The 26,551-nt window shown below is 49.6% G+C and carries 24 protein-coding genes and 1 riboswitch; of the genes, 16 read left to right on the top strand and 8 right to left on the bottom strand.

Annotated features, from left to right (window positions below; genetic code table 11):
* Positions 1-13: 13 nt before the first annotated feature.
* From IMQ33_RS24570 to IMQ33_RS24560, 3 genes are all read right to left on the bottom strand, one after another.
* The gene (locus tag IMQ33_RS24570) at positions 14-442 is read right to left on the bottom strand and encodes a universal stress protein (RefSeq protein WP_196062834.1); all 429 of its coding nucleotides are present in this window, start codon (positions 440-442) and stop codon (positions 14-16) included.
* 3 nt (positions 443-445) lie between these two features.
* Complete coding sequence (locus IMQ33_RS24565) at positions 446-1,348, bottom strand: manganese-dependent inorganic pyrophosphatase (RefSeq protein ID WP_196062833.1); 903 nt, start codon at positions 1,346-1,348, stop codon at positions 446-448.
* 105 nt (positions 1,349-1,453) lie between these two features.
* Positions 1,454-1,528, bottom strand: a riboswitch (Fluoride riboswitch).
* 295 nt (positions 1,529-1,823) lie between these two features.
* The gene (locus IMQ33_RS24560; protein ID WP_196062832.1) at positions 1,824-2,405 is read right to left on the bottom strand and encodes a porin family protein; all 582 of its coding nucleotides are present in this window, start codon (positions 2,403-2,405) and stop codon (positions 1,824-1,826) included.
* A gap of 944 nt (positions 2,406-3,349) precedes the next feature.
* Here IMQ33_RS24560 and IMQ33_RS24555 point away from each other — a divergent pair.
* The 6 genes from IMQ33_RS24555 (at position 3,350) to IMQ33_RS24530 (ending at position 9,988) form a co-directional block, all read left to right on the top strand.
* Positions 3,350-4,054 carry an HAD family hydrolase gene (locus IMQ33_RS24555; RefSeq protein WP_196062831.1) on the top strand — a complete coding sequence of 235 codons (705 nt, stop codon included), beginning with the start codon at positions 3,350-3,352 and terminating at the stop codon, positions 4,052-4,054.
* Between the two features lie 668 nt (positions 4,055-4,722).
* Entirely contained in the window at positions 4,723-5,262 is a 540-nt protein-coding gene (locus IMQ33_RS24550; RefSeq protein ID WP_196062830.1) for a spore coat protein U domain-containing protein, read from the top strand.
* A 9-nt stretch (positions 5,263-5,271) separates the two neighbouring features.
* Positions 5,272-5,781 carry a spore coat protein U domain-containing protein gene (locus IMQ33_RS24545; protein WP_196062829.1) on the top strand — a complete coding sequence of 170 codons (510 nt, stop codon included), beginning with the start codon at positions 5,272-5,274 and terminating at the stop codon, positions 5,779-5,781.
* A gap of 31 nt (positions 5,782-5,812) precedes the next feature.
* On the top strand, positions 5,813-6,520 hold the full coding sequence (locus IMQ33_RS24540) for a molecular chaperone (RefSeq protein ID WP_196062828.1): 708 nt from the start codon (positions 5,813-5,815) through the stop codon (positions 6,518-6,520).
* Positions 6,521-6,569: 49 nt separating this feature from the next.
* A complete protein-coding gene (locus IMQ33_RS24535) occupies positions 6,570-8,900 on the top strand; it encodes a fimbria/pilus outer membrane usher protein (RefSeq protein WP_196062827.1) in 2,331 nt (776 codons plus the stop codon).
* Entirely contained in the window at positions 8,888-9,988 is a 1,101-nt protein-coding gene (locus IMQ33_RS24530; protein WP_186529103.1) for a spore coat U domain-containing protein, read from the top strand. Before IMQ33_RS24535 ends, IMQ33_RS24530 begins: the two co-directional genes overlap by 13 nt.
* A gap of 100 nt (positions 9,989-10,088) precedes the next feature.
* Here the strand turns inward: IMQ33_RS24530 and IMQ33_RS24525 are convergent, their stop codons facing one another.
* Together IMQ33_RS24525 and IMQ33_RS24520 are read right to left on the bottom strand one after the other, a co-directional pair.
* Positions 10,089-10,424: a low molecular weight protein tyrosine phosphatase family protein gene (locus tag IMQ33_RS24525; RefSeq protein ID WP_065684463.1), complete on the bottom strand. Its 336-nt coding sequence runs from the start codon at positions 10,422-10,424 to the stop codon at positions 10,089-10,091.
* A gap of 2 nt (positions 10,425-10,426) precedes the next feature.
* Entirely contained in the window at positions 10,427-10,645 is a 219-nt protein-coding gene (locus tag IMQ33_RS24520; protein ID WP_024531042.1) for a hypothetical protein, read from the bottom strand.
* Positions 10,646-10,826: 181 nt separating this feature from the next.
* Between IMQ33_RS24520 and IMQ33_RS24515 the strand changes: the two genes are divergently transcribed.
* A complete protein-coding gene (locus IMQ33_RS24515) occupies positions 10,827-11,738 on the top strand; it encodes an EamA family transporter (protein WP_161713908.1) in 912 nt (303 codons plus the stop codon).
* 244 nt (positions 11,739-11,982) lie between these two features.
* Positions 11,983-12,204 carry a hypothetical protein gene (locus tag IMQ33_RS24510; protein WP_021179822.1) on the top strand — a complete coding sequence of 74 codons (222 nt, stop codon included), beginning with the start codon at positions 11,983-11,985 and terminating at the stop codon, positions 12,202-12,204.
* 41 nt (positions 12,205-12,245) lie between these two features.
* Here the strand turns inward: IMQ33_RS24510 and IMQ33_RS24505 are convergent, their stop codons facing one another.
* The 3 genes from IMQ33_RS24505 to IMQ33_RS24495 all read right to left on the bottom strand — a co-directional run bounded on the left by IMQ33_RS24505 (position 12,246) and on the right by IMQ33_RS24495 (position 16,905).
* Positions 12,246-12,620: a lysozyme inhibitor LprI family protein gene (locus IMQ33_RS24505; protein WP_024484999.1), complete on the bottom strand. Its 375-nt coding sequence runs from the start codon at positions 12,618-12,620 to the stop codon at positions 12,246-12,248.
* Between the two features lie 119 nt (positions 12,621-12,739).
* Positions 12,740-15,820: an efflux RND transporter permease subunit gene (locus IMQ33_RS24500; RefSeq protein WP_065684460.1), complete on the bottom strand. Its 3,081-nt coding sequence runs from the start codon at positions 15,818-15,820 to the stop codon at positions 12,740-12,742.
* A complete protein-coding gene (locus tag IMQ33_RS24495; protein ID WP_065684459.1) occupies positions 15,820-16,905 on the bottom strand; it encodes an efflux RND transporter periplasmic adaptor subunit in 1,086 nt (361 codons plus the stop codon). The genes IMQ33_RS24500 and IMQ33_RS24495 overlap by 1 nt, the downstream gene beginning before the upstream one ends.
* 365 nt (positions 16,906-17,270) lie before the next feature.
* Here IMQ33_RS24495 and IMQ33_RS24490 point away from each other — a divergent pair, with 365 nt between their 5' ends.
* From IMQ33_RS24490 to IMQ33_RS24455, 8 genes are all read left to right on the top strand, one after another.
* Positions 17,271-17,591 (top strand): hypothetical protein, encoded by a 321-nt coding sequence (locus tag IMQ33_RS24490; protein ID WP_196062826.1) that lies wholly within the window; start codon positions 17,271-17,273, stop codon positions 17,589-17,591.
* A gap of 267 nt (positions 17,592-17,858) precedes the next feature.
* Complete coding sequence (locus IMQ33_RS24485) at positions 17,859-18,053, top strand: DUF4762 family protein (protein ID WP_186529100.1); 195 nt, start codon at positions 17,859-17,861, stop codon at positions 18,051-18,053.
* 196 nt (positions 18,054-18,249) lie between these two features.
* Complete coding sequence (locus IMQ33_RS24480) at positions 18,250-18,918, top strand: DsbA family protein (RefSeq protein ID WP_196062825.1); 669 nt, start codon at positions 18,250-18,252, stop codon at positions 18,916-18,918.
* On the top strand, positions 18,918-19,865 hold the full coding sequence (locus IMQ33_RS24475) for an ABC transporter (protein WP_196062824.1): 948 nt from the start codon (positions 18,918-18,920) through the stop codon (positions 19,863-19,865). Before IMQ33_RS24480 ends, IMQ33_RS24475 begins: the two co-directional genes overlap by 1 nt.
* Positions 19,866-19,889: 24 nt before the next feature.
* Entirely contained in the window at positions 19,890-22,037 is a 2,148-nt protein-coding gene (locus IMQ33_RS24470) for a peptidase domain-containing ABC transporter (RefSeq protein WP_196062823.1), read from the top strand.
* Positions 22,037-23,212: an efflux RND transporter periplasmic adaptor subunit gene (locus IMQ33_RS24465; protein ID WP_196062822.1), complete on the top strand. Its 1,176-nt coding sequence runs from the start codon at positions 22,037-22,039 to the stop codon at positions 23,210-23,212. The genes IMQ33_RS24470 and IMQ33_RS24465 overlap by 1 nt, the downstream gene beginning before the upstream one ends.
* Positions 23,205-25,160, top strand: a complete 1,956-nt coding sequence (locus IMQ33_RS24460) for an ABC transporter permease (protein WP_230326839.1) — start codon at positions 23,205-23,207, stop codon at positions 25,158-25,160. The genes IMQ33_RS24465 and IMQ33_RS24460 overlap by 8 nt, the downstream gene beginning before the upstream one ends.
* Positions 25,157-26,548, top strand: a complete 1,392-nt coding sequence (locus IMQ33_RS24455; protein WP_230326838.1) for an efflux transporter outer membrane subunit — start codon at positions 25,157-25,159, stop codon at positions 26,546-26,548. The genes IMQ33_RS24460 and IMQ33_RS24455 overlap by 4 nt, the downstream gene beginning before the upstream one ends.
* Positions 26,549-26,551 lie beyond the last annotated feature (3 nt).

Below are 26,551 nucleotides of genomic sequence, written 5' to 3'. Positions count from 1 at the left end.
TAAACCTCTAATATCAGTTGGTTGCAATATGCTTAATCAACACGTCAACGGTCAGATGGTTGACGAATTCAATTGAATGGGAAGAGAGCATCCCGAAAAGTCTGTTTTTATGTCCCATAATGACCAGATCTACACCCGCATCGGCGACGTAGGCCTCTACGTCTTTAAAGCGGCTGATCGTCACTATCTCTTTCACATCCACGGGAAAATTGACTGTCTTCACTAACCGACTAAGCATTGCTTTTACCGCAATAATTTCAGCAGACTGCCGGTCTTTCGTTAAAGAGTCTGAGGTAATGTCTAACTCTTGAAGATCTGAAGTGAGGTGTCCAAGGGTGATCACCGTCCCTTGTTCATGAAAACCCCTGGCGACACTTTGAAGCAGAAACTGGCCGTCGGTTTCATCGCTGAGCATTAACAGAGCATGTTTATACATTTGCATTGATTACCTCGAGGAGGTTGAGAGAGTATCCGTCAGCCACGGCAGTATCTCTTTTTTCCTGCTTATAATGCCTGGAAGAGACAGACACGTTAGATTGAACGCATTATTTTCTGAGAAATATATCGTTGTGTGTTTCTTAAAGATGTCCGTGACAGCCAACATCGCAATGTCAAAATCGCCGGACTGACACTCTTTTGTTAATGCGATAAGTAGGTCAGCGAGCATTGCATCTACTGCTGACATGCTGGCGACTTCGATTTGAGAAAGCAGCACCGACTGGGCGTTAATCCGGTAGCGTTTGGCATCTTTCTTAAGAAGTGAGTCTGGTGTTTGCCCCCCAATATCTGTTTTCGCGATCAGCAACTCTTTCACGAAAGAGTCATAATTGAGTTGGCTTATGGAGGATAATGACTGCACGGCAGCGATGTCTTGAGCTGTAGTGGTAGGTGATGTGAGCGCAACAGTATCACTCAGTATCGCTCCTAACATCAGAATGGCCTGAGATGAAGAGATCGGCTGAGGATTTTCAAGGGTAAGGATTTGCCAGATCACCGTGGCACAGCAGCCATAGGAACGTATCCAAACATCCGGGGGATCCTGTGTCATAACGGTGCCCAGCCGGTGATGGTCTATGATGCCAACAATGTTGCCGTCGGCAAGTGAGGAAGGGCCCTGTTCCAGATCGGTAAAGTCGACCAGCCATACCTGTTTGCCACTGAGGTCTTCGTCGAGCAAGGGGGGAGGGGCTACGCCGGCCTGCTGCAGAATAAATGCCGTTTCAGGTGTAATTTCACCGAGCCTAAAAGGAGTCGCGCGCTTGCCGAGATTTGTCAGCCAGTCTGCTGTAATGAGTGCGCTGCAGATGCTGTCGCTGTCGGGATTCTGATGGCCAAAGACATAGATCATTTCAGCGTCTCCTCTGAGGTATCAGACGCAAGAAAGATCAAAGGTAAAAGATGATTTTTTTTCATAAGTGTACCTGACATACGTGCCTAAGGATAAAAGCAAAAATGTATATCAGGCGTCATCATCCGAACTGGACAGTCCGGCGGTTGGGAAAGGTGGAACACCATCACCTTGAAAAAAAGCATAGGGCAAAATTATAATCTGTGCAACAAAAATGCCGCCTACTTTGACCGTGATCATTTTTTTCCTGACATTCAGAAAATCGTTTAAAGCTTCACTACTTTGAATTCTAGGTGAATTTTATTATTCTGAACTACGTTTCACGACTACATTGAAGTACTCTACAACCGGACACGGCGCCACCGTTATCACAGCGGCATCTGTCCAGAGGCCTTCGAAAAGGCCTCATCGTGAGGAAAGAAACTGTCTGTAGAATTGGGTGTGCTCCAGTGATGGAATAATGGCAGGCTAATCACTAAAAGCCATATCCTATATCAAACGTCCCTATGTTTACATTGTAATTGTGCATTTTCATACGTTGATAAGATAAGCCGATACTCCAATGCCGCTCATCACCAAAATAATACTTCCACCCAACGGCGCCATAAAGGCCAAGTCCGTTTTTACTCTCAATAGTATTATCTTCATGATAAAGGTTAGTGCCTGCTCGAATATAGAGTGAATGATGCCCCAAAGGCAGCATGGCTTGCAAGGCGAGCGGAATTGTATGATAGGTTATATTTTCAGGATGAGCGTAACCATCTGAAATAATTAGGGCTGTATCGCCAGCTAGACTAGCATGTCCATAGGCATAGCCAGTATAAATGCCCAGGTTTTTTGTAAAACCATATTGATACCCTATTTGTATATGACCACCTGCATCATTACCTTCTATATAAGTAACTCCAGAATTTAAAGATAACTCTTGCCCCGCAAGTGCAGATAGTGGAGCAATGAGGAAAAGCAAAGCATAGCATGTTTTTTTAATTTTCAAAATACACTCCTTAGATATAACTAAACGTTCTATGGTGGGAAATATTTTTTTTAATATCACCATGATGTAATTCCTAATGGTAGTATTAACAAACTAAACAATGGTTTCGTCTATTTGTTGATACTCTAAAAGATAATCTACCTAGTCTTTTAATTGCGGTTTTTGTATGGGTGGGATGATGGTTTGACACTCCTCTCATAGAAGCGCTCACCATATTGTTAACTAAAAGAATGGTACCTATTAAAAATAGGGTTTTTAAAAATTTATTCATGATGGCAATGTCCAAAATATGCGTATTTTTATAACTCACTGTTTTAAAAAACATTTCATGATGTTTTTTATTGCTAATTACAGATCGTGAGGAATAGGAGAGGTAATAAATACAGGGTAAAACAAAGGCAAGGATGGATTTAGAGGGTTTATTCTCTACGTGTACCAAGTAATAATAGGTTTTTGTTGATTTTTTCATGACGATACCTGATAAGTTAGCCTATTTGAATAAGCGAAAATATATCAGGCGCCATTATCCACTTTATAGGTTAATTATAAGTGGCGGTTCGGAGAAGGTAGAGCACCATTACCTTTGCGTCAATTATCATTCAACAAAACAGGGAAATCAAGAAAAAAATAAAAATGGAAGCCAAGATGTTCAATATACCTAAGTAATGACAAATGGCGTATCACTAACATATTGTATTATATTTGTTTTGTTTTTAAAGGTTACACAGCAGCATCATTACCATGCACATCTTACTTACTAATTGGCTACATTACTTACTATAGTTTAACTTATAATCAATGCAGCAGCGCCACAAATGCAGTTTAAAATCCATGATGATTGTTTACTTTAAATTAAAAGTGATTTTAATAATACCTTTCATGTAATCCATTTTGATGATTGGGGGGAGTGATTTTTCTAGGCATGGTTTAATGTTGGGTAATGTTTAATGGCATATGATTTTATGCTATGATTGAGCTTGATTAACTATGAGTAAGAGATTGATTAAATGAAGTTAGATGCAATACTTTGGGATTATGATGGAACACTGGTTAATACCGTCCCCAAAAATATTTCCATCACTAAGGAGATTCTATCCATTGTCGCGCCACATTTGACAAAAGAAAATTCACCCAAATGCTTACAGAGTGAAGAGTTATACCATATCGCTAATCATAGAGCTAAAAATTGGCAAGAGCTATATATTGATTACTATGGGTTGTCGCATGAAGAAATGTTAATTGCCGGAAGCCTGTGGGCAGAGTTTCAAGATAAAAATAAAACCAAAGTTGTGCTTTTTGATGATATTAAAGATGTTTTAATTAAATCAAGAGATATCCCTCATGGTATTTGCTCACAAAACTCAAAGGGAAATATCCGTAGAGTGCTTGAAATAAATGGGGTGTCTGAATTTTTTAAAGCTATTGTTGGTTACGATGATGTTCCAAATCATTACCAAAAACCACATCCATTTGGTGGTGTTAAATGTTTAAAGTCAATTTTTGGCCATGCTAAAAATCATTCAATTATGTATATAGGCGACCATGAGTCTGATACGCAATTTGCTCGTAACATACAATCCGAACTCGGCGTTAATGTTATCTCAGTAGCTGCAGCATATAGTCTTTCTGAACCTAAACACTGGAAAGTTAAGCCAGATTATATTGCATATACTACAAAGGAACTTTTATCTATTATTGATATTCACATGTAAATAGATTAAACAGGGTTTTAACTCAGGCGATCTTGCAGGCGAAACGTTGCAATGCCCTGGTCATATCACGCATCAACACTACTTTAGTTTGTCATGCTTTCAGTCCAGACCTACTTATAGCACCTCCTTATCTAATATGACATGTACGAGCAGCCTCTTCGGGCTGCGCATTCTCGTCTTCAAGTTACTTCAACCGTTCAACGTCGGGCTGTACTGGTCCACGGATGGCAGACCATATGTTTTAATATTACCAGTAATGATAATGAATTTATTCAGTTAATAGATCCCATTATCACTTCAATAATGATAATTATTATTGAACTCTATTTTTGTGTGCTGGTCTTATTTTTCATTAAAATTATCTTTCATTTTTTGAATGATGATAATTATTTTGTATCACGGAATTGGTAAGGGGATATATCAAAGTGTAAATCAAAAAACATATTTCTGTAAGGCTGTTTTTATTTATGAAACTAAAGATTTCAACGGATTTTCTTATTCCCTATAAATCGCAATTAAAACAAGGGATTGTTGTGTTTTATATCCATTCTGTAACATAGATAAAAACGATCGATTGAGGAATTTTCATTGGTAATAACGTGTTTTACTGCGAGTATTATTGATTTAGTCTTTTGCGAAAATTCTTAATTAATATTTAAGGGGTTGTAATGAAATGTCATTTTTTCAAAGCAAGAAGCTTGTGTTTTATACTGGGGGCGGCAATTTCTGTCGTGGCTAATGCGAGTGTAAATAGCAACTCTATTTCTGGTGAAATTTCAGTTTCCTTGAATGTATTACCCGGCTGCGTTGTTAAATCTGCCCAGCAACCCAGTGATTTATCCACCGTTTCTGATGGCCAGCAATGGATGATGTTAGCTTTTCCTGATACAGGTGCAACTGCAGGCTCTCAACTAAACGCACAAGATAAAATTAATATTCAATGTACGGCGGGAGCACAACCTTCATTGATTTTAGATGCAGGGAAACAGGGTGATAACGACGCATACAATATGTTGAATGAAGATAATACAACGAAAATGCCCTATACCCTTTCCATTGTTCAAGAAGGTACCAGTATTATCAAACCGAATCAGCCAGTAAAAATCACCAGTTCTGGCGATGTCTCACTTTATGCTAAGGCCACTGTCCCACAAAATGCTCAGGCAGGGAAGTATACGGATACCATTGAAGCCACCATAAGCTGGTAATTGAAGGTCATGGGCATCAAATTGTCTTCAACATCCTTGATACTGGTGCTGGGGTTATCCACCATGAATTCCCCTGTACAGGCTAAGGCTGGCCAGCAAGTCAGCGCGAAGTTTGATGTCACGGCCACTATTAATAACGGTTGCAGATTCATAGGGAGCAATAAACTTTCTGTGGATCTGCCTGACCTATTGATTGGCCAATCCTCAGTTTCCAGCCAAGCCTATTTTAACCTGCAGTGTACACCTGGTGCTAACGCAACCATTGGTATTGATAGTGGGCAGCATCCCTTAAGCAGGGGTAACCGAGCGTTAGCATTGGATGGAGGAAATGACCAACTGATCCCCTATCAGATTTTTGCAGTGAAAGAGGGAAAGAAGATTGAATGGGAAACTCCCATTATATTCACCCCCTATGAGTTAAATAACAAAATTGAAATTGACGTGGAAATAAATCACCCTCCATCTCCACTTATACCAGGTCATTATACAGACACAGCAACTATAACTGTCTCTTACTAAATGCAAAATAAATTATTTGGTGGAATACCGCATGAATAAATTACTTTTTTCTTTTGCCATGCTGGCATTTTCTACTCATTGCTTTGCAGCAGCAAATATGGAAATCTGGCCGGTCACGATTTCTTTTACTGGTAGTGCTAAGAACAGCGTTTTTTGGTTAAAAAACGTAGGTAGTGAAAGTGTCAGTCTGCAAGTCAGGGTATTGAACTGGCAACAGGCAGACTCTAATAACTTGTATGCAGAACAAAATGAGGTTTATACGGTACCTGCTTTTACCATTATCCCGCCGCAAAAAAAGATCCCGATAAGGATATATGGTATCAAGAATCAAGGCGACAAAGAGCATGACTTAAAGGTTATTATCGACGAGTTACCGACGCCTGATGTAAATCAAAAGAGCACACAGAGCAATATAAAAATCCGCATGCAATATATTCTCCCCCTGTTTGTCTATGGGCAAGAGTTGCAATCCGCTATTCTTCCTGGTGCAGACGGTGTACCAAAAGAAAAACATCATTTAATCTGGTCTGTTAAAAAAAATACGTTATGGATAGAGAATCATGATAAGACGCACGTAAAAATCACCTCCATTGATTTTAAATGTGGAAAAAAAGCATGCTATCACCAGGATATTCCCGTCAGCTATGTTTTGCCAAATGCTAAAATGGCGTTCGTACTCCCTCATGATCATTTAATTCCAGCTGCTGCAAGCGCTTTGGAAATTCATCCATCCAGATAAGTAGCAGCAATTTTCCCTGCGCCTGGCTGAGAGCGAGAGCGAAATGATAATGAATAAGATTACGGTATGTCTGCTAATCATAATACCGACGACAATGGTTCATGCAGCAACCTACGTTGACACTATTCCCACCCAGAACAACGCAAGGCAGGACCATATTTTCATGGTCAATATTAGCGAAAACGGAAAACATTTGCCCTCTCCTGAGCGGGTCATCATGAATGGCAGTATGATTGCTCTGCCTACAGAGACTCTGGACAGCCTACACATTCGTTACGCAGGCTATCAGGTGAAAGATCACTATGTGGATATAAGAAAAATCAGCGGTGTCACCGCCATTTATAATGCCAAAACTCTGGAGCTGGCGATTGATATCCCTCCAGATTGGATACCATTACAGCTCGTTAAAATCCCGGATCGCTGGAATTCCCCCTATTACGCTGAGAATGTAACTCCAGGCTTTGTCTTTGATTACGATATTTATGATGAGCACCCTCGTAACAGTAGTTATTTCTCTTCCTGGATGAATGGGCGCTACTTTAATCATTTTGGCTACGTGAATCTTTCCGGGCAGTATATCAATCTCCATCAAGGGGGGCACGGCTATTCCAGATTCAAGCGGCTGAATACCAGTTGGGTTTTCAATAATCGCAACAGTGCACAAAAGCTGATACTTGGTGACATTCAAACCGATTCGGGCAATGGTTTTGGTGGTGTCTACATGGGGGGAATTCAGCTCCGTCGGGACTACACGCTACGCCCCGATATTGTCACTTATCCCTCTCTGCGTCTGAGAGGCACTGCTTCGACGCCCTCTTCGCTAGACTTTTTTGTGAATGGCTATCGTTCGGCCAGTTCTCATGTCGATCCTGGCGCTTATGTTATCAACAATATCCCTTTTATTAATGGTGATGGAACAATGACGGTAGTGACCACCGATGCGAATGGTCGGCAGGTCTCTAGCCGTATTCCTTACAGTATCCAGACTGACATGCTGCGTCCTGGATTAAGCGACTTCAATTTTTCAGTTGGAGCGCTGCGCTACAATTATGGTTGGCAGGATGATCAATACAAGAATATCGCCCTCAGTGGTTCTTATCGCTATGGTATGACCGACCGCCTCACCGCACTTTCCCATATTGAGGGTGCGGATGGGTTGAAGATGCTGGGGGGGGGATTCCAGTTCAATATGAATAGCTGGGGCCGTCTTGATGCCACGGTCACCATGAGTGATGCGCAATACTCGCGGCGAGGTGCCAGAGAATACCTTGGTTACAGCAAACAATTCCAGCGCGCCAATATTAACATCAGTCACATCCGCTCAAGCGGCGGCTACCGGGATTTAGACAGTTTTGATTCTGATTACGGTAGTGCATTAGCCTCGGATCAGATATTTGCTTCTTATGCACTTGGCGCTTCGGCTGGCGTCCTGGGGGCTGGGTTTATTTATCAGCGCGATGATATTGGCATTACGCATAAAATAGCCAATTTGTCATACAGTACCCTTGTCGCCAATCTTTTCAGTCTGTCGATTTCTTACAGTAAAGCCTTCTCTGAGGACCGGGCGGATAACTTTATGCTAGGGATATCACTTCCTTTCGGCGGTAATACCCGAATCGGTGTACAAAATATGCAGAGCAACAGTAACGCCAGTACGAATGTCGTTTCACTGACGCATAACTCCGGTTCAGATCTAGGGGTTGATTGGGATCTGAATTATAGCCGCGAGAGAAATGCCGACATGGGCTATCGCGATATGTCTGCCACTTGGAAAATGCCAGCGTTCATCGCCAGTGGTGGGGCATACGGTTACAGGGATCTAACGCCATGGGTTGGGCTGCAGGGGAGTGTAGTGTTTATGGATAAAAGCGTCTTTTTCACCAAAACGGTGGGAAATGCGTTTGTCAAAGTGGACACCTATGGCGTAGAGGGGGTCCCGTATTACCTGGATGGAGCCTTGAAAGGCAAAACGAATAATCAGGGGATTGGTTTTATCATTGACGTCGTCCCCTATGAAAAGAATCTGGTCACGATCGATCCTTCCTATTTGCCTGAAGATGTCAATGTCACTGACGTGAGAAAGAGTTTCTTTGTGCCGGAAAACTCGGGTTACAGCGCGAAATTTTCCCTACAAAACTTGAATGACCAAGTATTGCTGCGCCTTGTTCCGCCACGTGGAGTGACTTTAACATCAGGAAGCGAGATCCAGGATCAACATCACCATACCGTCGCGCTGTTGGGTAATGGTGACTTGGTTTCAATGAAAAGGCCGCGGGTGACCGAGACTTACACGCTGGTTTCGGACGGACAAAAACGGTGTTCCTTCCAGCTTTCAGCAGAAAATAAACACGGCATTGAGGTGGAAACATGCGCACAATAACCCTGCATTTTCTTTTGCTGGCGCTTAGCCTGACTTTTGTGCCTTCGACTTGGGCTATTACCATAAACTGGTCTAAGATCTGTGATATTAGTTGGACGGATGAAGTGGTCGATTTCACTGCGGGTGGGGCAGTTTCTCCGTTGGATCTTGCCGATACCCCGCAGGATTACAGCCAAGCGGTTCATGTCTGGTGCGATCAAGCTCCCGATATCACCACCAAAGATGCTCAGCATATAGGGTTAGTGGTAGAGCAGCAGCATAATAGCGCGACTTCTTTTCTGGCCATGTCGGCAAATCAGGCGAACCAAAGTTTATTGCCCTTTGTCTTTTGCCTTGGTAATCATGGCTCCAATCTGCTTTGCGTCGATACGGTGAATAAAAAAATAACCTACAATTGGGGAACGGATGCATCTGTTCCTTCTCTGATGCCGCAGATTTTTCAGAAAGTCACCGATGGAGAAATGCCTGATGATTGTGCAACAAAGGGCACATGCGGTAAAGGTCGTATATGGCCTATCCCCAGTGGACCGTATGATTACGTTGCGCATGTGCATATCACCACCGATCCGAAAAAGATTGCCTTATCGCCTCCTATACCAGGAGCTTACTCTGATAACATTACTCTTCGTCTCAACGGGCAGGTGGCTTCTGGCCGCACCCTCATCCCTGATCTTGACTTGACCGCCGATAACAACCCGACGGTTACCTTGACGGCAACGCTGAAAGACGACTGCCGCATTATCAATACCCCAGATGTGCATTTTGATGGTGCCTTTTCATCGGAGCTGACGCAAACGCAAGATATTACCCTGCGTTGTACTAACACGACCCCCTATACCATTAGCTTTCAGGGGGAGAACGACAGCATTGGTTGGCACCAGATGAAATCACAGACCTCGGATACTTTTTTACGTTACCAGATGTATAAAGATGAATTACATACTCAGGTATGGGATGCAAATCAAGCCGCGGGGGAGGGTAATGGCAAAGAGCAAAAATTGAGAGTCTTCTATGCTACCGATCCATCACAACAGAATGTGCCGGCGGGGAGCTATAAAGATACCGTTACGATGACGTTATCCTATTGATTATTAGTACGTTGAACCTGGAATTCAGGAAAGGTTAATCTGGATGAGCAGAGAGCGTTTACTGGCATCCACCACTTACGGGGACATGTACCCTAGAAGATTATTTCAGGATGAAAGGCAACAGGAATGGCTCAGTAGATTGCTCTAGTAGAGTGATAAGTTCGGGGTCCATATATTGGTAGTCATCAGGTATATCGAGAACATGCAGCGGTTTATGTTCCAACAGGCGGCGATACTCGGCCACCAGCCGGTTTTTGTGTTTTTGCTCCATGACAAAAATCATATCTGCCCAGTGCAATAACTCCGGTGTCACCGTTTTTATGGCATGACGGCTGGTCCCGGCCGACCTTGCGGTCAGGCCGGGAGTCCGTTGCCAGATGCGTTCTGCGGTAGGGCTGCGCCATTGATTACGGCTGCAGACAAACAGCACATTCATGGTTATTCGATCTCATCGAGTGCGTTACGCCGGGCTACGGCGCGGGATATCTGCGGATACTCTATGCCTAATTGACTCGCTCGCGTTATTTTATGTGAGCGGGTGTAGAGCATTTTCCACCGCTTCTCTTTGGTGAACTTGGGTTGAAAATCCCCCATCTCACGGTGTTTGTTGCGTTTGTTGTTAACCAGGCGCCAGGCCCGGCCACGTATGTCAGTCATGTTAATGCCTCATCGGTGTTATCGGGGTTCAGCAGCCGCGATAATACGAGAGGTAGTGCAGCAGCATCTTATGCCGCCCGTTAATGCTAACATTTCGGCTATAAACAATAAATCGTCTTGATACTGTGGCCGCTGGCCTGACAAGTCGCAGCCTCTCTACGGGAAATAAAAGGAATGCATGATGTCAGTGAAGGATAGGTTATTGGCGCTGTTCGTGGTGGTAGCCTGGGGGCTGAACTTTGTGGTGATTAAAGTTGGGCTGTATGGCATGCCACCGTTTTTATTGGCAGGCCTGCGTTTTGCGCTAGTCATGTTCCCTGCCATCCTGTTTGTCAAACCACCGCAGATCCCGCTTCGCTGGATGCTGGCGTACGGTATCACCATCAGCTTTGGTCAGTTCGCTTTCCTGTTTATGGCGATCAAGCTTGGCATGCCTGCGGGCTTGGCATCACTGGTGTTGCAGGCTCAGGCTTTCTTTACCATTTTGCTCGGCGCGCTGCTGCTGGCCGAAAAGCTGAAGTGGAACCATATTGCCGGGATTATGATTGCCACCGTTGGCATGTTTATGTTGGCTAGTGCGGGCATGGCTGGGCAAACGACGGCAGGCATCACGTTGACCACCATGATGTTGACGCTGGCCGCAGCGTTATCCTGGGGACTGGGGAATATCACTAATAAGGTGATTATGCGCGATCGCAATGTGCCGATCATGTCACTGGTGGTGTGGAGCACGCCCGTACCAGTGGTGCTGTTCTTCATATGCTCATGGCTGTTTGAGGGGAAAACTCAGTTGATTGACAGCCTGGTGCATATTCAAGGCGAAACTATTCTAGCGCTGATCTATCTGGCGTTTGTTGCCACCATTATGGGTTATGGCATCTGGGGTAACCTGTTGAGCCGTTACGAAACCTGGCGCGTTGCGCCGTTGACGCTGCTGGTGCCGGTTATCGGTATTCTCTCTGCCGCATGGCTATTAGACGAAAGGCTATCATTGCAACAAATGATCGGTGCATTGGTTATCATCGTGGGCTTGCTGGTCAATGTGTTTGGTGGTTTGCTCAAGCCTGCCATCAGAAAATATCAACAGCGCTAGTGGTGTGAAGGGGGGAAATGCTGAACTCCTTCATCTACTCATTTTTTCATACTGTGTCCGTTATCCATTGAAGGTAGCGCGATAAAGCATGAACCAACTTTACCATCACCAGCCCTAATCTAATTGTTTCACCCCCACACATTTTGCGACTATTCCGGATCCATCGCTATAGGCATCGGTGGTACAGTGGCGCGATTTTCATTCATTTGATGTTTTTTTGGCTGTTGAACGCCGAGGTGTGAGTATGAGTAAGTTTATTGCTGCGGGCCTGCTGGCCGTTTTACTGTCCGGGTGTGCTACCGAGTCGCCTTGCGTACCGGTCTATGATGACCAAGGCCGTCTGGTTCATACCAATACCTGTATGAAAGGCACCACCCAGGATAACTGGGAAACCGCTGGGGCGATTGCAGGCGGGGCGGCAGCGGTGGCTGGCCTGACATTGGGCATTATCGCGTTAACCAAATAGTGATTTTTTAGTCGGGGCGCAGCGTAGGCGCCCCGATCCTATTACTGCTGTTGAGCCAGTTTTTTGCTGTCACAGCCGGTACTCTTGCATTCCCGCTCTACGCTTTTCAGAAAATCGATACGGCTTTGCATGGTCTTGTTTGAGCAAGCGACATTGATCATGGAGTCGTCGCTACATTGACTGTCCCGATTTTTCAGCCATTCGATCTGCGACTGCTTCAGCGTCTGCTTTTGCGGCTGAGTCAGCAGCCCCATCACCTTTTTGTATTGCACATTGATTTCTTGATCCAACTGCACCATCTCCAATGCCGCGCAGTAGGTCACGTCATAAGGGGTACGCGGGCTGTCACAACCCCCGGCCAACGCTGTGGCAGAGACCAACAGCAGCGAACATCCCAAGATTGTTTCTTTAATCACTTTGTACTTCTCCTTGTTTGGTTTTGAACTGGCTACACAGTAAACCAATGCCCGCGTTTGCAATAGCCCGATCGAATACAAATATTCAACCGGGCTTATGCAGTGCCTTTACTTCAGTCTTAGCCCTCGGTTTGCGGTGTGACCTTTTGCTTATCGGAGTTCATACAGCTGTAGATCACCGGCAGCACCAACAACGTCAGCACGGTAGCGAAGCCCAGGCCGAACATGATCACCACCGCCATGCTCTGGAAGAAAGCATCGCTAAGCAGTGGGGCCAGACCAAGTACGGTGGTAAAGGCCGTCAGCAGGATAGGGCGCAAACGCGAGGTAGAAGCGTCGATGATGGCCTCCAGGATCGGTTTTTCCTGCCGCTGTAACCCGATCTCCTCTACCAGCACAATGCCATTACGGATCAACATGCCGCTTAAACTCAACAGGCCAATCAGCGCCATAAAGCCAAACGGAATACCGGTTAGCAGGAAGCCCACGGTGACCCCAATCAAGGCCAGTGGAATGGTCAGCCAGATCGCGACGGCATTTTTCAGCGAGCTGAACATCAGCACGGTGATGATGAACATGATCACAAAGGCCACCGGCAGGCTGGTGAACAACCCGGCCTGGGCTTCCTTGGTGCTTTCATAGTCGCCGCCCCAATTCAGTTCATAGCCGCGCGGTAATGGGATGGCATCAATATCCGGTTTGATGCGTTGCAACAGTTCGGCAGAGGTTTCACCGCTTTGGGAGCTAGGATCGGCCTGAACCGTCAGGGTACGCTTGCGATCCCGGCGCATGATCAGAGGATCTTCCCACTCGGTAGTAAAGCCGTTGACCACGTTGTCGATGGGAATAAACGCCTGCCGCGCCTGGCTCCAGATCATCACGTCGTTCAACCGTTCGGCATTCAACCGCTCCGAGTCCGGCGTTCTTAACACAATCGGCATTAACCGTGTGCCATCACGATATAGGCCAACGGCTATCCCGCCAAAACTCATGCGCAGCGCACTGTCGATTTCGCGTTTATCCACCCCTAATTCACGGCCAAGATAATCCGAGAACTGCGGACGAATGACCTTGCTGCGCTGTTGCCAGTCGTGCATAACGCCGTCGGCATTGGGGTCCGCGCTGGCGATGGTTTCTGCCTTGGCCGCCAGCGTTCGCAGCACGTTCGGATCCGGGCCGATAAAGCGCGCCTCAATGGAACTGTTATTCGATGGCCCGAACATGATGCGTTTGGCCTGGGCGTTCACCTGGGGGAAATTGTTGCGTACGTAGCCCTCTATTTGGCCGATCATACCCGGGATCTGGTTGAGCTGTTTGGCTCGTACCATTATCTGTGCATAGTTGGAATATTGCCGCTGCGCGTTGTAGGTGAGCATAAAGCGCATTGCCCCCTGGCCGATGGTGACCATGGTATCGCTGACGCCGTCTTGCGCCTGGATATGCTGCTCGATCTGGGCTGCAATCTTTTCGGTGTAGGCGATATCGGTGCCGTAGGGCAGCCAGAGATCGACGAAGAAGATCGGCGTATTGGACGGCGGGAAGAAGCTTTGGCGCACGTTGCCAAAGCCGATCACCGAGACGACCATCAACGCAGCCAGCACCCCCAACGTAATGGTGCGCTGGCGCAGCAGTTTGCCCAACAGATTGCGATAGACCCGGAACAGCCAACCATCATAAGGGGATTTGACCGGCTCATCGGGTTTTGGCTCGGCCATTTTCTGTTTTTCAAACGCCCATTTGGTGAATACCGGCGTCAGGGTCAAGGCGGTGAACCAGCTCAGCATCAGGGAAATCAGCAGTACCTGGAACAGTGACTTACAGTATTCCCCGGTGGCATCATTGGATAAGCCGATCGGTGCAAACGCCAGAATGGCAATCACCGTCGCCCCCAGTAGCGGGAACATGGTGCGTTTGACCACGTTATTAATGGCCTGCAGGGTCTTTTCACCCTGTTGCCGCCCAACCAGCACGCCCTCGACGATCACAATGGCGTTATCCACCAACATACTTAAGGCGATCACCAGCGCCCCGAGCGAAACGCGCTGCAGCTCAATGTTGAACAGCTTCATGATCAGCAGGGTGCCAAGCACGTTCAGCGCCAGCGAGGCGGCGATCACCAGCCCGCTACGCACCCCCATAAAGATCAGCAGGGTGCCGACCACGATCAGCAGCGCCAGCAAGAAGTTCATGATAAAGCCGTTCACCGCGCCTTCTACTTCATGGGACTGATCGTAGAAAACGCTGATATCCATCCCGGCGGGGCGTTCTGCTTGCAGTTGGGCCAACCGGGCCTTGACCGCCTCGCCCACCACAATCACGTTCACATTCGGGGCAAAGGATACGCCGATGGAGAGCGCAGGCCGCCCGTTGGCACGGTAGATATTATTGGGAGAGTGGGTTACGCCCTGGCTGATAGTGGCGATATCGCGCAGGTAAACGCTGCGCGGGCTGCCTGGCTCGCTAATCAGCAGGTTCCCCAATTCTTGCACGCTGGCAAATTCCCCGGTGGGATGCAGCCTGATCGACTCGCTGCCCACCAACAGATCCCCAGCGTTGGATACCACGTTCTGCCGGCTCAACAGATCGTAAAGCCGCTGTGGGATAATATTGGCGGCAGTCATCTGGGCGCGGGAAATCTCAATCTGCACCTCTTCCGGGATCACCCCGACAATCCCTACCTTACCTACGCCCGGCACCACCACTAACTCACGGCGTAGCAGCTCGGCAAAGTTGCGCAGCTCCTGATTGCTAAAGCCATCGCCATATAGCGAGAAGAAGAAGCCGTACACATCGCCAAAATCATCGTTCACTATCGGAGGGCTGGCACCGGGCGGTAACCGTATCGCGGCATCGCCAATGCGCCGGCGCAACACATCCCAGATTTGCGGCAGTTCAGCGGCACCGTATTCGGCACGGATATTAATGGTGATCTGCGACAGCCCCACGCTGGAAATGGAGGTAACGTTGTCGATATAAGGCAGTTGCTGAATGGCATTTTCCAGCGGCAGGGTGACTTCTTCCTCCACCTGCTGGGCCGAAGCGCCGTCATAGCGGGTGACCACCACCGCAGTCTTGATGGTAAAGGCCGGATCCTCCAGCCTGCCGATGTTGAGAAACGCCAGCACGCCGCCAATACCTAGCAGCAGGATCGCCAGCCAGATTCGGGTGCCGTTGTTGATAAAGTTCTCTGTCAGTTTCATTACAGACCTCGCTCACGGACCCAGGCGCGCACTTCCTGATTTGGGCGCAGTTCGCGAGTACCGGCGGCGACAATCCGTTCACCATCGGCCAGACCGGAGACGATCTGTATTCCGTTCGCGGTCAGTTGTCCAGTTTCAACCTGACGAGATTCCACAAACAGTTTGCCATCACGTTCCTTGATCACCCACACATGGGGCTGATTGCGTGGGCTGTTATCTGGGTTAAATATCGCTTCTACGGGCACAATGACATTGGCCTTCTGCGAAGCCCCGGCCAGATTACCGAGATTGATTTTCACGCTGCCGCTCATTCCCGAGAGTAGTGGCAGATCTTGTGGGCGCGGCATGGTCAGGGTCATTTGATAGGTCAATGAGCCCGCTGTGGTATTGGTGGTGTGTTCTTTATAGCGAGCGGTAAACTCGCGGCCTGGCAAGTTGTTCAACAGAACAATAGGTTGGTACTGTGCATTGTTTTCATCAATCACAATGAACAGATTTTCGGGGATGCTGAAGACTACATCCAGCGAATCCAGCGAGTTCAGGGTCGCTATCGGTTGGCCTGCCGGGATCACTTGATAGTTACGGGCAGTGAGCGTGGCAATCACACCGGTAAAGGGGGCACGGATTTGCATATCGCTCACTTCTTCCCTGGCCAACTTCAAGGCGGCCTGTGCCGAGTCACGCGCTGCGCGATGAACATCCAGTTCGGCACGGGGAATAACATTGCGGGCACTCAGGGTGGCGAAACGATTGAACTGAGCCTGCGCCAGATCGAATGTGGCCTGCCGATCACGTAGCCGCAGGCGTGCGTCATTACTGTTTAGCTCGGCAATCACTTGCCCCTGGTTGACTCGTTCCCCTTCTCGTACCAGCAATTGCTGCAGTTGCCCTGGGCGCTTAAAGGCCAGGTCGGTACGGTCACCCGCGATAATCCTGGCAGGGAAGATGCGTACTCCTTGCTGGGCACTGTTGCTAACTTCAAAAATGTTCACCGGACGGACGCTTGTGGGTTCTTCAGGCGTCTCTCTGTCACAGGCAGTAAGAAAAAGTGTGCAAAGCACAACGGCAACCAGTTTTATATTCACGATGCAATCTCTTAGGATCGGATTTTAGGGGGAGCGATGAGTTAACTCGTTGACCATATGCATCACGTCTTACCGCTCGTCTAGGCCAGCTCCGGCCTTTGTTCTCGCTGCTGCGGGAACTTAATCTTGCTACTGTGACCGTAGGACACAACCGCCTCGGATTTCACGCACTCCCGGCGCTATTCCCCTTACCCACTAGCGGGCGTGCGCAACCCATATTGTTTCCTTCAGTTTCAACCACTCGTAGACTCTTCAAGCTTAGTATGCCGTTTGCCAATGTGAGTAAATTATCTTCAGTTGATGCCGTCGGCCCGGTTTTTGGCTATGGTTAATCTATCAACGCTAATGATTTCCCGGCTAAGATAATGAGTACCCGCGGTGGCAGGATGCCGATGATGGTACGGATTAAGATGATTCCTGGTTATGATCTGAATCATTTTCCGCATTATTGTGTTGGCTATGATAAAAAGCCCATTGCCGTACGCCTCGCGTTATCAACATTGCAAGTTGCTCCGCTTTCTCCTTCCGATTATCGCCTCGTAATACCGTTTAGATTTTCTTTAATATCTTTCGTTCTTGATGTGGGGCTGACTTTACGCTCAGGGAATTATCCTTTATTAATTATTGTTATTTTTTACTGTATATCTAGTAGTGTATTTTTTATTGTATTCAATCTTATTATTTAACGAGAAATATCCTGCATTAGCGGTGTTATGATTTTTTTGGAATATGTCAATTGCCACAAAAATTATTATTGATCTGCTTTAAACGTCGGGCTATCCTTGGGTCATAACTCTTTTGAAAGAACGAAATAACTCAGTTTGACTTATCTTCTGCGCTTTAATAAAGGTATGGCTAATCGTACCTTTATATCAAGCGTAGGATTACTCTATCACTGATGATAGACGTTACTCGGGCTGTTTTTGTTTCACTTTTATAAAAAGGACGATACTGTGAAAAAAGTTAATACCATAGATGCAGGTGCAATTGTTGGTGGTAAATGTAAAAGAGTCTGTGCTGTTGAGTATGTGGGTGGCGCTGGTGGTGCTTGCTATGTCGTCAGAACTTGCCTGGATAAGAATGGCCGAATTGTGAGTCAGACTAGCTCCTCTGTTGATCCTGCTAACTGCCCGGCTGGCCGGCCGTAAGCGCTTCCTGAGTTTCAGGATATAATTTGGGGCTGATGCAATAGGATTTTTGCATCGGCCTGTTTGAAAATAGGGCTTATTGATGGACAGGGATGTAATGGCTGTTGGCTTGCCGACGGCGCTACGTGCTAAATAAAAATGGCTATCCCTCCGTTATAAGATCTCATTGGTGTGCCTTTTTTAGGATGTACGGTTTATGTTCAAAAGACCCCTGCTGCTTCTCATTTACACCTTGGCGATCATCGTTATTTCCTCGTTGATCACGACGGCCTATTTCCACTATTTTGTATTGAATCAGGGCATCGAACAGCAAGCTCTGGTTGCCGTCAGCGATAACAAAATAAAAAATAGCCCGATCAAAGAGGGTAATACCATCGTCGAGATATTCTCTTACGGCTGCCACTACTGTGCCATAAACGAAGAGAATATTGCCAAGCTGGAGGCGCGTATGCCAGCAGGTACAAAACTGGTCCGCCTGCATCTCAATAATGCACAGAGCAATGGCCTGGCAAGTTTCGCCCCATTATTTGCCACCTTGACGGTGATGGGTATTGAACCGCAGCACCGTGAAAGCGCCTATAACGCCGTCATCAAACAAAAAAGCGATCTGAGTCATCCTCAACATCGTGATAGCTGGTTGGCGGAGAACGGTATCGACCTCGCGGCTTATCAGGCTGCCAGTCAAACTCCGCAGGTCGCAGAGTTGCTGAGCTATATGACCACCGTGTCCGAACACTACAAAATCAACGCGACCCCAACCTTTATCGTCAACAAGAAGTGGCTGGCCCTGCAGGATCGCGATTTCCCTGAGTTTGCCGATCACCTGCTGTCGCTGCTGCAGCATGATAAACCGCTGGAGCAATAATGCGTTTCTTTGCCGTGTGGGTTTACCTGGCATGGAGAGATACCCTGGCAAAAGTCGCGCGGGGTTTTTTGCCGTTGCGCAGAGCACAGAACAAGAGCGTTTGCTGGTTGCTGCGGCATGGTGATTATCGTTGGTTTCTTTGGCTGGCGGCGCTTAGCCGCTGGCTGCGGTTGAGTAACAGGGGGGAGCGCAGGCGTGCTTTTGTGGCTGCAGCCAATAAGCAATGCCTGATTAACGATGGCCGCAAGGTGGATTTTGCCAAGATCAGTCAGCGGCGTCGCTTGCTGGATATGGCCGCTGCCTATGCCGGTAATGCCCAGCTCCTGGCCCAGTTGGAACACTGTCAGGTACAGCTCAACGCGGTAGTCGAACCCTTGCACCGAGCAGGGCAACCGGTGGTGCTTGCACCGCTGCATATGGTCTCTGACGTGCTGGCTGGCATGGTAGGGGCCGGGGTTTTTCCAGGGCAGGCAACGGTGGTGGTTTCTGCCAGTGCAGAGGTCTATCAGGAAAGAACGCGACAGCAAGCGGGAATTAACCTGTCTTACTGCTCTATCCATGACGATAACCGGGCGATTGCTGGCAATTTGACGAGCGCGATTATGGCGGCGGCCGATCATCAACGCAATATCATGATTTTCCCTGATATCTCACCGGATTACACCGTCAATACCAATGAGGCAAAAACGGCGAAGCTCCGTTGTCGCCTGTTTGATCGCCCGGCCAACCTGCACAGCGGCGTTATTCGAATCGCCAGAGCCTTGTCTGCGCAGGTGGTCTCTTATTACCTGTATTACGACCAGGGAATAAAGATCCACATCTATCCGCCGATAGCGGCCTGCAACCTGAAAGCCAAACTGCCGGAACTGATTGAAACGTCGATCGTCAGGCACCCTGAAGATTGGCTGTTATGGCACTCACATTCGTTATTTTTTATCAATGAATAACCTGGAAATTGAAGAAGTCAGATCATGGAAAAGATAATCCCGGCGCTGGTGTTTCAAGGCGAAACGAATGAATGTGGACTGGCCTGCATCGCCATGATGGCGGAAACGCAGGGCATCAGTGCGCCATTGGAAAGCCTGCGTGAGCGCTATCCCGCCTCGCAGCACGGCACTTCGTTGGCCACGCTGTGCGACATTATGGCCGAGCTGGCGATGCCCGCCTATCCCGTTGCCTTCGAGCACGGTGAACTGGCGGAAATACCGCTGCCTGCCATTTTACATTATGGGGCGAGCCATTATGTGGTGTTGGCCTACCGTAAAGGTAATCACGTTTGCGTGATGAACCCAGGCATTGGCCAGCAACTGTTGCCGATTGATGCGCTAAAAATGGAAATCAGCGGATATGCGTTGGTACTGGACAGTGAAGCCCAGCCTGACCCTCAGGCGTTGGCCAATGTTAAGCCCAGTAAACGCTTCAGTGCGTCCGATACCATGAGCCTGAAAGAAACCGCGCGTATCCCCGGTATTTACCGGCTGATGATACTGGCGTTTCTGATCTCGTTAACGCTGTTTATCATGCCGACGATGGTCAGCAGCGCCATCAATCAGGTTTTTTCCAGCGCAGGTGAAACCGACTTCCCTTACTTCTACTTCCTGTTGGCATTTGTCGTTTCGACCACGCTGGCCTTCGGCGTGCGTTGGATCACCGAGCGCTTTATCAAACGCTTTGTGGTGATCAACAGCGTGGCTGGATTCTCGCGCTTGCTCAGCAATTCGCTGAACTTCTTTGATAAACGCGCACCGGGCGAAGTCTTCAGCCGTTTTTCCAACTGGCAGATGGCGTCGGGGACTAAAATCGAACTGGATAACGGCCTGCGTACCGATTGGATCATCGGCGCTATCGCACTGGCGGTGATGTGCTACATGAGCCCGCTGCTGGCCATGGTGTCTGGTGTGGGGGTCACCCTGATGGGGTTGGTCAGCGTTTGGGCCATCTATCGTGACCGTTTCTACACCCAGCAGTTGCAGGTAAAAACCGCCGAGCAGAGCGACTTTATTCTGGAGAGTATTCAAGGATTCTCCACCATCAAGTCCGCTGGGTTGGACAGCCAGCGTAAAGGGATGTTCGCCAAGTTTGCTCTGGCGCTGTTTACCTGTCGCCAGCAGCAGAAGATGTACGAGCAGGTCAAAAGCAGCCTGTATCAGTTGATCGGTAGCCTGGAGATGGTGTTCTTTATGTTGCTGGCGTTGCCGTTGCTGAAAAACGGCACTATCACGCTGGGTGAGTTCTTTGCCTACAGTTTTGTGCGTGAAATCTTTACCTCTTATATCACCAAGATTTTCTACTCCGTCCTGCAAAAGAACCAACTGCACGTGATCGATACCCGAGCCAGAGACTTGTTCCCGTCGCGGTCTGAACAGGATAGGGCGGAGGATGCGCTACCTGCCCCCATCCCAAAATTCACTTCGCAGTTACGTTATAAAAATATCGCCTTTGCCTATGACGCCCAGCAACCGGTATTGCACGACCTTTCCCTGTCGCTCAAACCGGGGAAAAGCATTGCCATTGTGGGTGAGTCGGGTGCGGGAAAAAGCACCTTGCTGAAGGTGATGACCGGCCTGATGCCCCCCCAGCAGGGGCAGGTGATTGTTGATGGCCAGCCGCTCGATTATCAGCAGGTGCACGCGTTGTTCTTCCTGCAAAGCCAGGAGGACATCTTGTTCAATGCCTCGGTGCTGCAAAATATCACCCTGTTTGATGAGGAGTTCGATGAGCGCAAACATCGGCAGATCGAGCGCTCCCTTGCAGGGCTGAATCTGAGCTTGGTGATAGAAAAACTGCCGGGGGGGTTGAATGCCCTGATCCGCGAAAGCCATGCAGGGCTATCTCTGGGGCAACGCCAGCGTCTGCTGCTGGCGCGAGCTATGTACAGCGATCGTCCGGTGCTGGTACTCGATGAGCCTACGGCCAACCTGGATGAGGAAACTGCGCACCAGGTGATGACCACCTTGCTGGCACATTGCCGCGAGCAGCATAAAACGTTGATCACCGTGACGCACAGCGAAAGCGTATTACCGATGTTCGATCGGGTATACCGCGTGAACAACGGCCATGTGGTGAGCGTTGCCACGGAGCTTGAAGCGCCAGCGGCGTTAACCACGGCGGTGAGTTAATGAAGTTGCAAATGTTTGGCATGGATAAACGCAGGCTAGTGCCGATTGCCTTGCTGTGCCAGGTGGTGTTGATCGGCACGATCGCCTGGTTCATCGTTGGGCCTACGCAGAATAATACCTATGACATCGAAGAGATCGCCCGTGGCGATATTGAGAAAACCGTCTTGGCCACCGGTATCCTCAAACCGGCTCTGCAGGTCAGCGTCGGTGCGCAGGTTAACGGACAATTGCAAAAGCTGTATGTGAAGCAGGGCGATCGCGTCACCCGAGGGCAACTGCTGGCGGAGATCGATCCGACCTTGCAACAGAATGAGTTGCGTAAATCGGAGGCTGCCTTGCAAAGCGCTCAGGCGCAGAAACAGGTCACCCAGGCAACGCTCAAGCAGTATCAGCAGGAGTTGAAGCGTCAGATGAAGCTGGATCGCGATGGTTCGGGTGTGAAAAGCGATCTGGAGAAGGCGCAGGCGCAGTTCCAAACCCAGCTTGCCCAGTTGAAGGTCAACGATGCGCAGATCGTTCAGGCGCAGATGGAGCAGCAAACCGCGAAAGCCAATCTTGGCTTCACCCGCATCGTCGCGCCGATCGACGGTGAAGTGCTAGGGATCGTCACTAAAGAAGGGCAGACCATCGTGTCGTCACAAACCGTCCCGACCATTCTGGTGTTGGCGGATGTGGACACCATGACGGTGCACACCCGTATTTCGGAGACCGATATCCTGAAGGTGCGCGTGGGGCAACCGCTGTGGTTCTACGTTGTTGCCGATCCAAAACAGCGCTACGACAGCGTGATGGGCTCGATCCAGGAAGCTCCGAACGAAGCCTTGCAGGAAGACAACTCGTCAGGCTCTGCCAATCAGCAAGCCTCGGCGGTGTATTACAGCGGCGTGTTTGCCATTGCTAACAGCAAACGTCTGTTGCGCACCTCGATGACCGCCCAGGTCTTTATTATCACTGAACAGGTGAGAAATGCCCTGCGCGTGCCGGTGGCCGCCTTTGGTGAACAACAGGGGCACGATCGCTATCAGGTACAGGTGATGAACGGTAAACAGCTTGAAACACGCTGGATCCGCATCGGCCTGAACGACCGCCAATTTGCCGAAGTGAAAGAGGGGCTGAAAGAGGGCGACCGCGTAGTCTTGGCGCAGCATGTCGCCGGGAGTGCTAGCAATGGTTAAGCCATGCCCTCCCTTGATCGCACTGAGCGGTATCTCCCGCCATTTTTTCTCCGGTTTACAGACCGTGGCAGTGCTGAAAAATATCACCCTCTCCATTCAGCGTGGCGAAATGGTAGCGATCGTTGGCGCGTCCGGCTCGGGGAAATCCACGCTGATGAATATCATCGGCTGCCTGGATAAACCCACCGAAGGTGAGATGCAGATCAAAGGTATCTCCACCCAGCTTGCCAGCAGTGAGCAGTTGGCCCAGCTACGCAGTCAGTACATCGGGTTTATTTTCCAGCGCTATCACCTGATGCCTTATCTAAGTGCTGCCGAAAACGTCGCCATTCCCGCCCTGTATACCGCTATGCCTGCGGCGGAACGCCAGACGCGGGCCGAATATCTGTTGACCCGGCTTGGGTTGCAGCAGCGGATGAACTACAAACCCGCGCAGCTTTCCGGTGGGCAACAGCAGCGCGTCAGTATTGCCCGGGCGTTGATGAACGGGGCGGAAATTATTCTGGCCGATGAACCGACTGGTGCGCTCGACCGTGCCAGTGGTCAGGAACTGATGGGGATCCTGCACTCCCTGCACCGTTCGGGGCATACCATCATTATCGTCACCCACGATCGGGACGTGGCCAATCAGGCGCAGCGTATCATCGAAATCAGCGACGGTGAGATCGTGGCCGACCAGCGTAATGAGGCGGAAGCCCTACAGGAAACCAAACCTGCGCTGCCGGTTGCCGCGGCTACCGGGCGCAACCCGTTTTGGCCGAGCGTGCAAGAGGCGGTCAAGATGGCCTGGCGTGCGTTGCTGGGGCACCGCGCAAGGGCCTTTTTGTCGATGTTGGGCATCATTATCGGCGTCTCTTCCGTGGTGTCGTCAATGGCGGTGGGTGAGGGTGCTCGGCAAAATATACTCAATGAAATTAGCCAATTGGGCACCAGCACGTTAGATGTTCGCCCCGGCCTGGGGTGGGATAAACCGCGTCCGGACCTCGCCCGCTCGCTGACGGTGGTTGATGTTGAGCTGCTGGAGCTCCAGCCTTATGTCGACAGCGTGTCGCCGGTGGTCAGCAATACCGTGGCCGCAGTGCGCGGTGGCAAAGAGGCGATGGCTTCGATTTCCGGTATCAGCAACGCCTATTTTCGTGTGCAGGGCCTGAATTTCCTTTCCGGCAACGGTTTTACCCGGCGCGATCTGGATGAGCGTGAACCGGTGGTAATCATCGATCCGGAATTACGCGACACACTGTTTGAGCTGGATGAAGTGGCTGAAGGTGGGATCGTCCAGCTTGCGGGTACGCCTTACCGGGTGATCGGCGTTGCCGAACGTAAAGGCGGCAAATACAGCGGCATGATGCTGGGCGCCTGGATGCCTTATACCGCGGTGCTGGAGCGCATGTCCGGCGATATGCCGATCGAGTCGATTATGCTGCGTGTGCATGAAGGGACCTCGCTTATTGAAGTGCAGGGGCGCGTCGAACGGCTGTTGGAGCAGGCGCATGGCCGGCGCGACTTTTTCACCCAGACCAATGACCAGATGACCAAGGCCATCCGTAAAGCCTCGGATTCCATGACGCTGCTGATCACCGCCATTGCCGGGATTTCGCTGCTGGTGGGCGGGGTTGGCGTGATGAACATCATGCTGGTGTCGGTCACCGAACGTACCCACGAGATTGGCATACGCCTTTCGGTCGGTGCGCGGCCTGCGGACATCATGCGCCAGTTCCTGATTGAGGCGATGGTGATCTGCTCGCTGGGCGGGTTGATCGGCGTTATTGGCTCCGGGTTGGCCGGGGTGATTTTCTCCCTGGTGACGCAGGAGTTCACCATGATTTTTACCTGGCCGCCGCTGGTGCTGGCCTGTGGCTTCTCAGCGTTGATCGGCCTGGGTTTTGGCTTTTTCCCGGCGCGCAACGCGGCGCGTCTGCATCCAACGGAGGCGTTGGCGCGCGAATGATGATGAACAAACTCCCTCTACTACTGTTGCCCCTGCTGCTGAGCGGCTGTGGCTCCTTGACGAAAAGCGACTATCAGCGGCCAATGCTGTCAGTACCTGCTGAGTGGCGGATGCAGCAGACCGGAAGCGATTTTCTGCAACACACCGAGCATTGGTGGGATAACTTCGACGATCCTCAGCTCTCCGTGCTGATTGGGCGGGTGCTGACCAGCAACAACGATCTGGCCATTGCCGGGCTGCAACTCCAGCAGGCGAGGCTGGCGGCCGGGCTGAAGAATACCAACCTGACGCCAACCGCGACGGCAAACGGCGGGGTCAGTAATAGCAAGAATCTACGCCAGAATACGAACTCCACAGAGTCTTACAGCAGTGGGCTGGAGCTAAGCTATGAATTAGATTTGTGGGGCAAACTGGCGCGAACCAGGGAGCAGGCGCAGTGGCAGGCTGAGGCCAAGGAACAGGATCGGCAAAACGCTGCGCTGACGCTGATCGGCAACACGGCACAGTATTATTGGCAGATCGCCAACCTTAATCAGCAAATCAAGCAACAGCAGGCGGGGCTGGAAATCGGCCAACAGACGCTTGCTATGGTGCAATCCCGTTATGACGCCGGTGCCGCCGGGCAACTCGACCTGCAACAGGCGCAGCAATCGCTGATCAATCGTGAGAACACCTACCGCACGCTGCAACAGCAGCGGGAAGAGAACCGTAATGCGCTGGCGATCCTGTTCAACCGTTCGCCCACCGATCATCAGGCCGAACGCCGCTCCCTTGATATCAATCAGGAAGTGCCGGTAGCGAGCGCTTTGCCGGTAGACGTCATTGCTCGTCGGCCTGATGTGCAGGCGGCAGAAAAGAACTTGCGTGCTGCGCTGGCAGGGTCGGATGTGGAGCGTTTGAACTTTTATCCTACGCTTTCGCTGAGTGCTTCACTTAATGCGGGCAGCACGATTTTCCAGCAGTGGTTCAGCAACCCGAGCAGAAGCTTGGGGAGCAGCGTTGCTTTACCCTTCCTGAACTGGAATACCGTGCAACTGACCATCGAAATAGCCGATTTGGACGTCAAGCAGGCGGGGATCACTTTCCGCAGCCAGGTCTACAACGCGTTGGCCGACGTGGATAACGCCATGTCGCAACGGCTTAGCTATCAACAGCAAAAAATCAATCAACAACGCAACCTGCGGCTTGGTCAGCAGCGTTTGGCGCTGGCCAACAGCCAGTATCAGGCCGGTGCGGTCTCTCTCCAGATCTTGCTGGATGCCGAGGATGCGTTATTGACCATTGAAAGCAATTTGTCAGATCTGCAGTACAACTACCTCAATGCCACCATGAAGCTGTGGCTGGCGTTGGGCGGCGGTGTGGAAAAAGACGGTGATATAACAGGATGAAAT

Origin of the sequence: Serratia sp. Res13-Sevr-LER1-36-b (genome assembly GCF_015673035.1) — a bacterium.
Taxonomy (GTDB): Bacteria; Pseudomonadota; Gammaproteobacteria; order Enterobacterales; family Enterobacteriaceae; genus Chania; species Chania fonticola_C.
The sequence above is the reverse complement of the archived record's forward strand: the minus strand, read 5'-3'. Positions and strand labels throughout refer to the sequence as shown.

What these genes read in the sequence shown, in the direction of transcription:
- IMQ33_RS24530 (WP_186529103.1), top strand. Translation starts at nt 8,888, where the DNA reads ATGCGCACAATAACCCTGCATTTTCTTTTGCTGGCGCTTAGCCTGACT.
- IMQ33_RS24520 (WP_024531042.1), bottom strand. Translation starts at nt 10,645, where the DNA reads ATGACTGACATACGTGGCCGGGCCTGGCGCCTGGTTAACAACAAACGC.
- IMQ33_RS24470 (WP_196062823.1), top strand. Translation starts at nt 19,890, where the DNA reads ATGGAAAAGATAATCCCGGCGCTGGTGTTTCAAGGCGAAACGAATGAA.
- IMQ33_RS24545 (WP_196062829.1), top strand. Translation starts at nt 5,272, where the DNA reads ATGGGCATCAAATTGTCTTCAACATCCTTGATACTGGTGCTGGGGTTA.
- IMQ33_RS24560 (WP_196062832.1), bottom strand. Translation starts at nt 2,405, where the DNA reads ATGGTGATATTAAAAAAAATATTTCCCACCATAGAACGTTTAGTTATA.
- IMQ33_RS24460 (WP_230326839.1), top strand. Translation starts at nt 23,205, where the DNA reads ATGGTTAAGCCATGCCCTCCCTTGATCGCACTGAGCGGTATCTCCCGC.
- IMQ33_RS24570 (WP_196062834.1), bottom strand. Translation starts at nt 442, where the DNA reads ATGCAAATGTATAAACATGCTCTGTTAATGCTCAGCGATGAAACCGAC.
- IMQ33_RS24510 (WP_021179822.1), top strand. Translation starts at nt 11,983, where the DNA reads ATGAGTAAGTTTATTGCTGCGGGCCTGCTGGCCGTTTTACTGTCCGGG.
- IMQ33_RS24455 (WP_230326838.1), top strand. Translation starts at nt 25,157, where the DNA reads ATGATGATGAACAAACTCCCTCTACTACTGTTGCCCCTGCTGCTGAGC.
- IMQ33_RS24535 (WP_196062827.1), top strand. Translation starts at nt 6,570, where the DNA reads ATGAATAAGATTACGGTATGTCTGCTAATCATAATACCGACGACAATG.
- IMQ33_RS24550 (WP_196062830.1), top strand. Translation starts at nt 4,723, where the DNA reads ATGAAATGTCATTTTTTCAAAGCAAGAAGCTTGTGTTTTATACTGGGG.
- IMQ33_RS24480 (WP_196062825.1), top strand. Translation starts at nt 18,250, where the DNA reads ATGTTCAAAAGACCCCTGCTGCTTCTCATTTACACCTTGGCGATCATC.
- IMQ33_RS24555 (WP_196062831.1), top strand. Translation starts at nt 3,350, where the DNA reads ATGAAGTTAGATGCAATACTTTGGGATTATGATGGAACACTGGTTAAT.
- IMQ33_RS24475 (WP_196062824.1), top strand. Translation starts at nt 18,918, where the DNA reads ATGCGTTTCTTTGCCGTGTGGGTTTACCTGGCATGGAGAGATACCCTG.
- IMQ33_RS24465 (WP_196062822.1), top strand. Translation starts at nt 22,037, where the DNA reads ATGAAGTTGCAAATGTTTGGCATGGATAAACGCAGGCTAGTGCCGATT.
- IMQ33_RS24515 (WP_161713908.1), top strand. Translation starts at nt 10,827, where the DNA reads ATGTCAGTGAAGGATAGGTTATTGGCGCTGTTCGTGGTGGTAGCCTGG.
- IMQ33_RS24500 (WP_065684460.1), bottom strand. Translation starts at nt 15,820, where the DNA reads ATGAAACTGACAGAGAACTTTATCAACAACGGCACCCGAATCTGGCTG.
- IMQ33_RS24565 (WP_196062833.1), bottom strand. Translation starts at nt 1,348, where the DNA reads ATGATCTATGTCTTTGGCCATCAGAATCCCGACAGCGACAGCATCTGC.
- IMQ33_RS24540 (WP_196062828.1), top strand. Translation starts at nt 5,813, where the DNA reads ATGAATAAATTACTTTTTTCTTTTGCCATGCTGGCATTTTCTACTCAT.
- IMQ33_RS24490 (WP_196062826.1), top strand. Translation starts at nt 17,271, where the DNA reads ATGAGTACCCGCGGTGGCAGGATGCCGATGATGGTACGGATTAAGATG.
- IMQ33_RS24525 (WP_065684463.1), bottom strand. Translation starts at nt 10,424, where the DNA reads ATGAATGTGCTGTTTGTCTGCAGCCGTAATCAATGGCGCAGCCCTACC.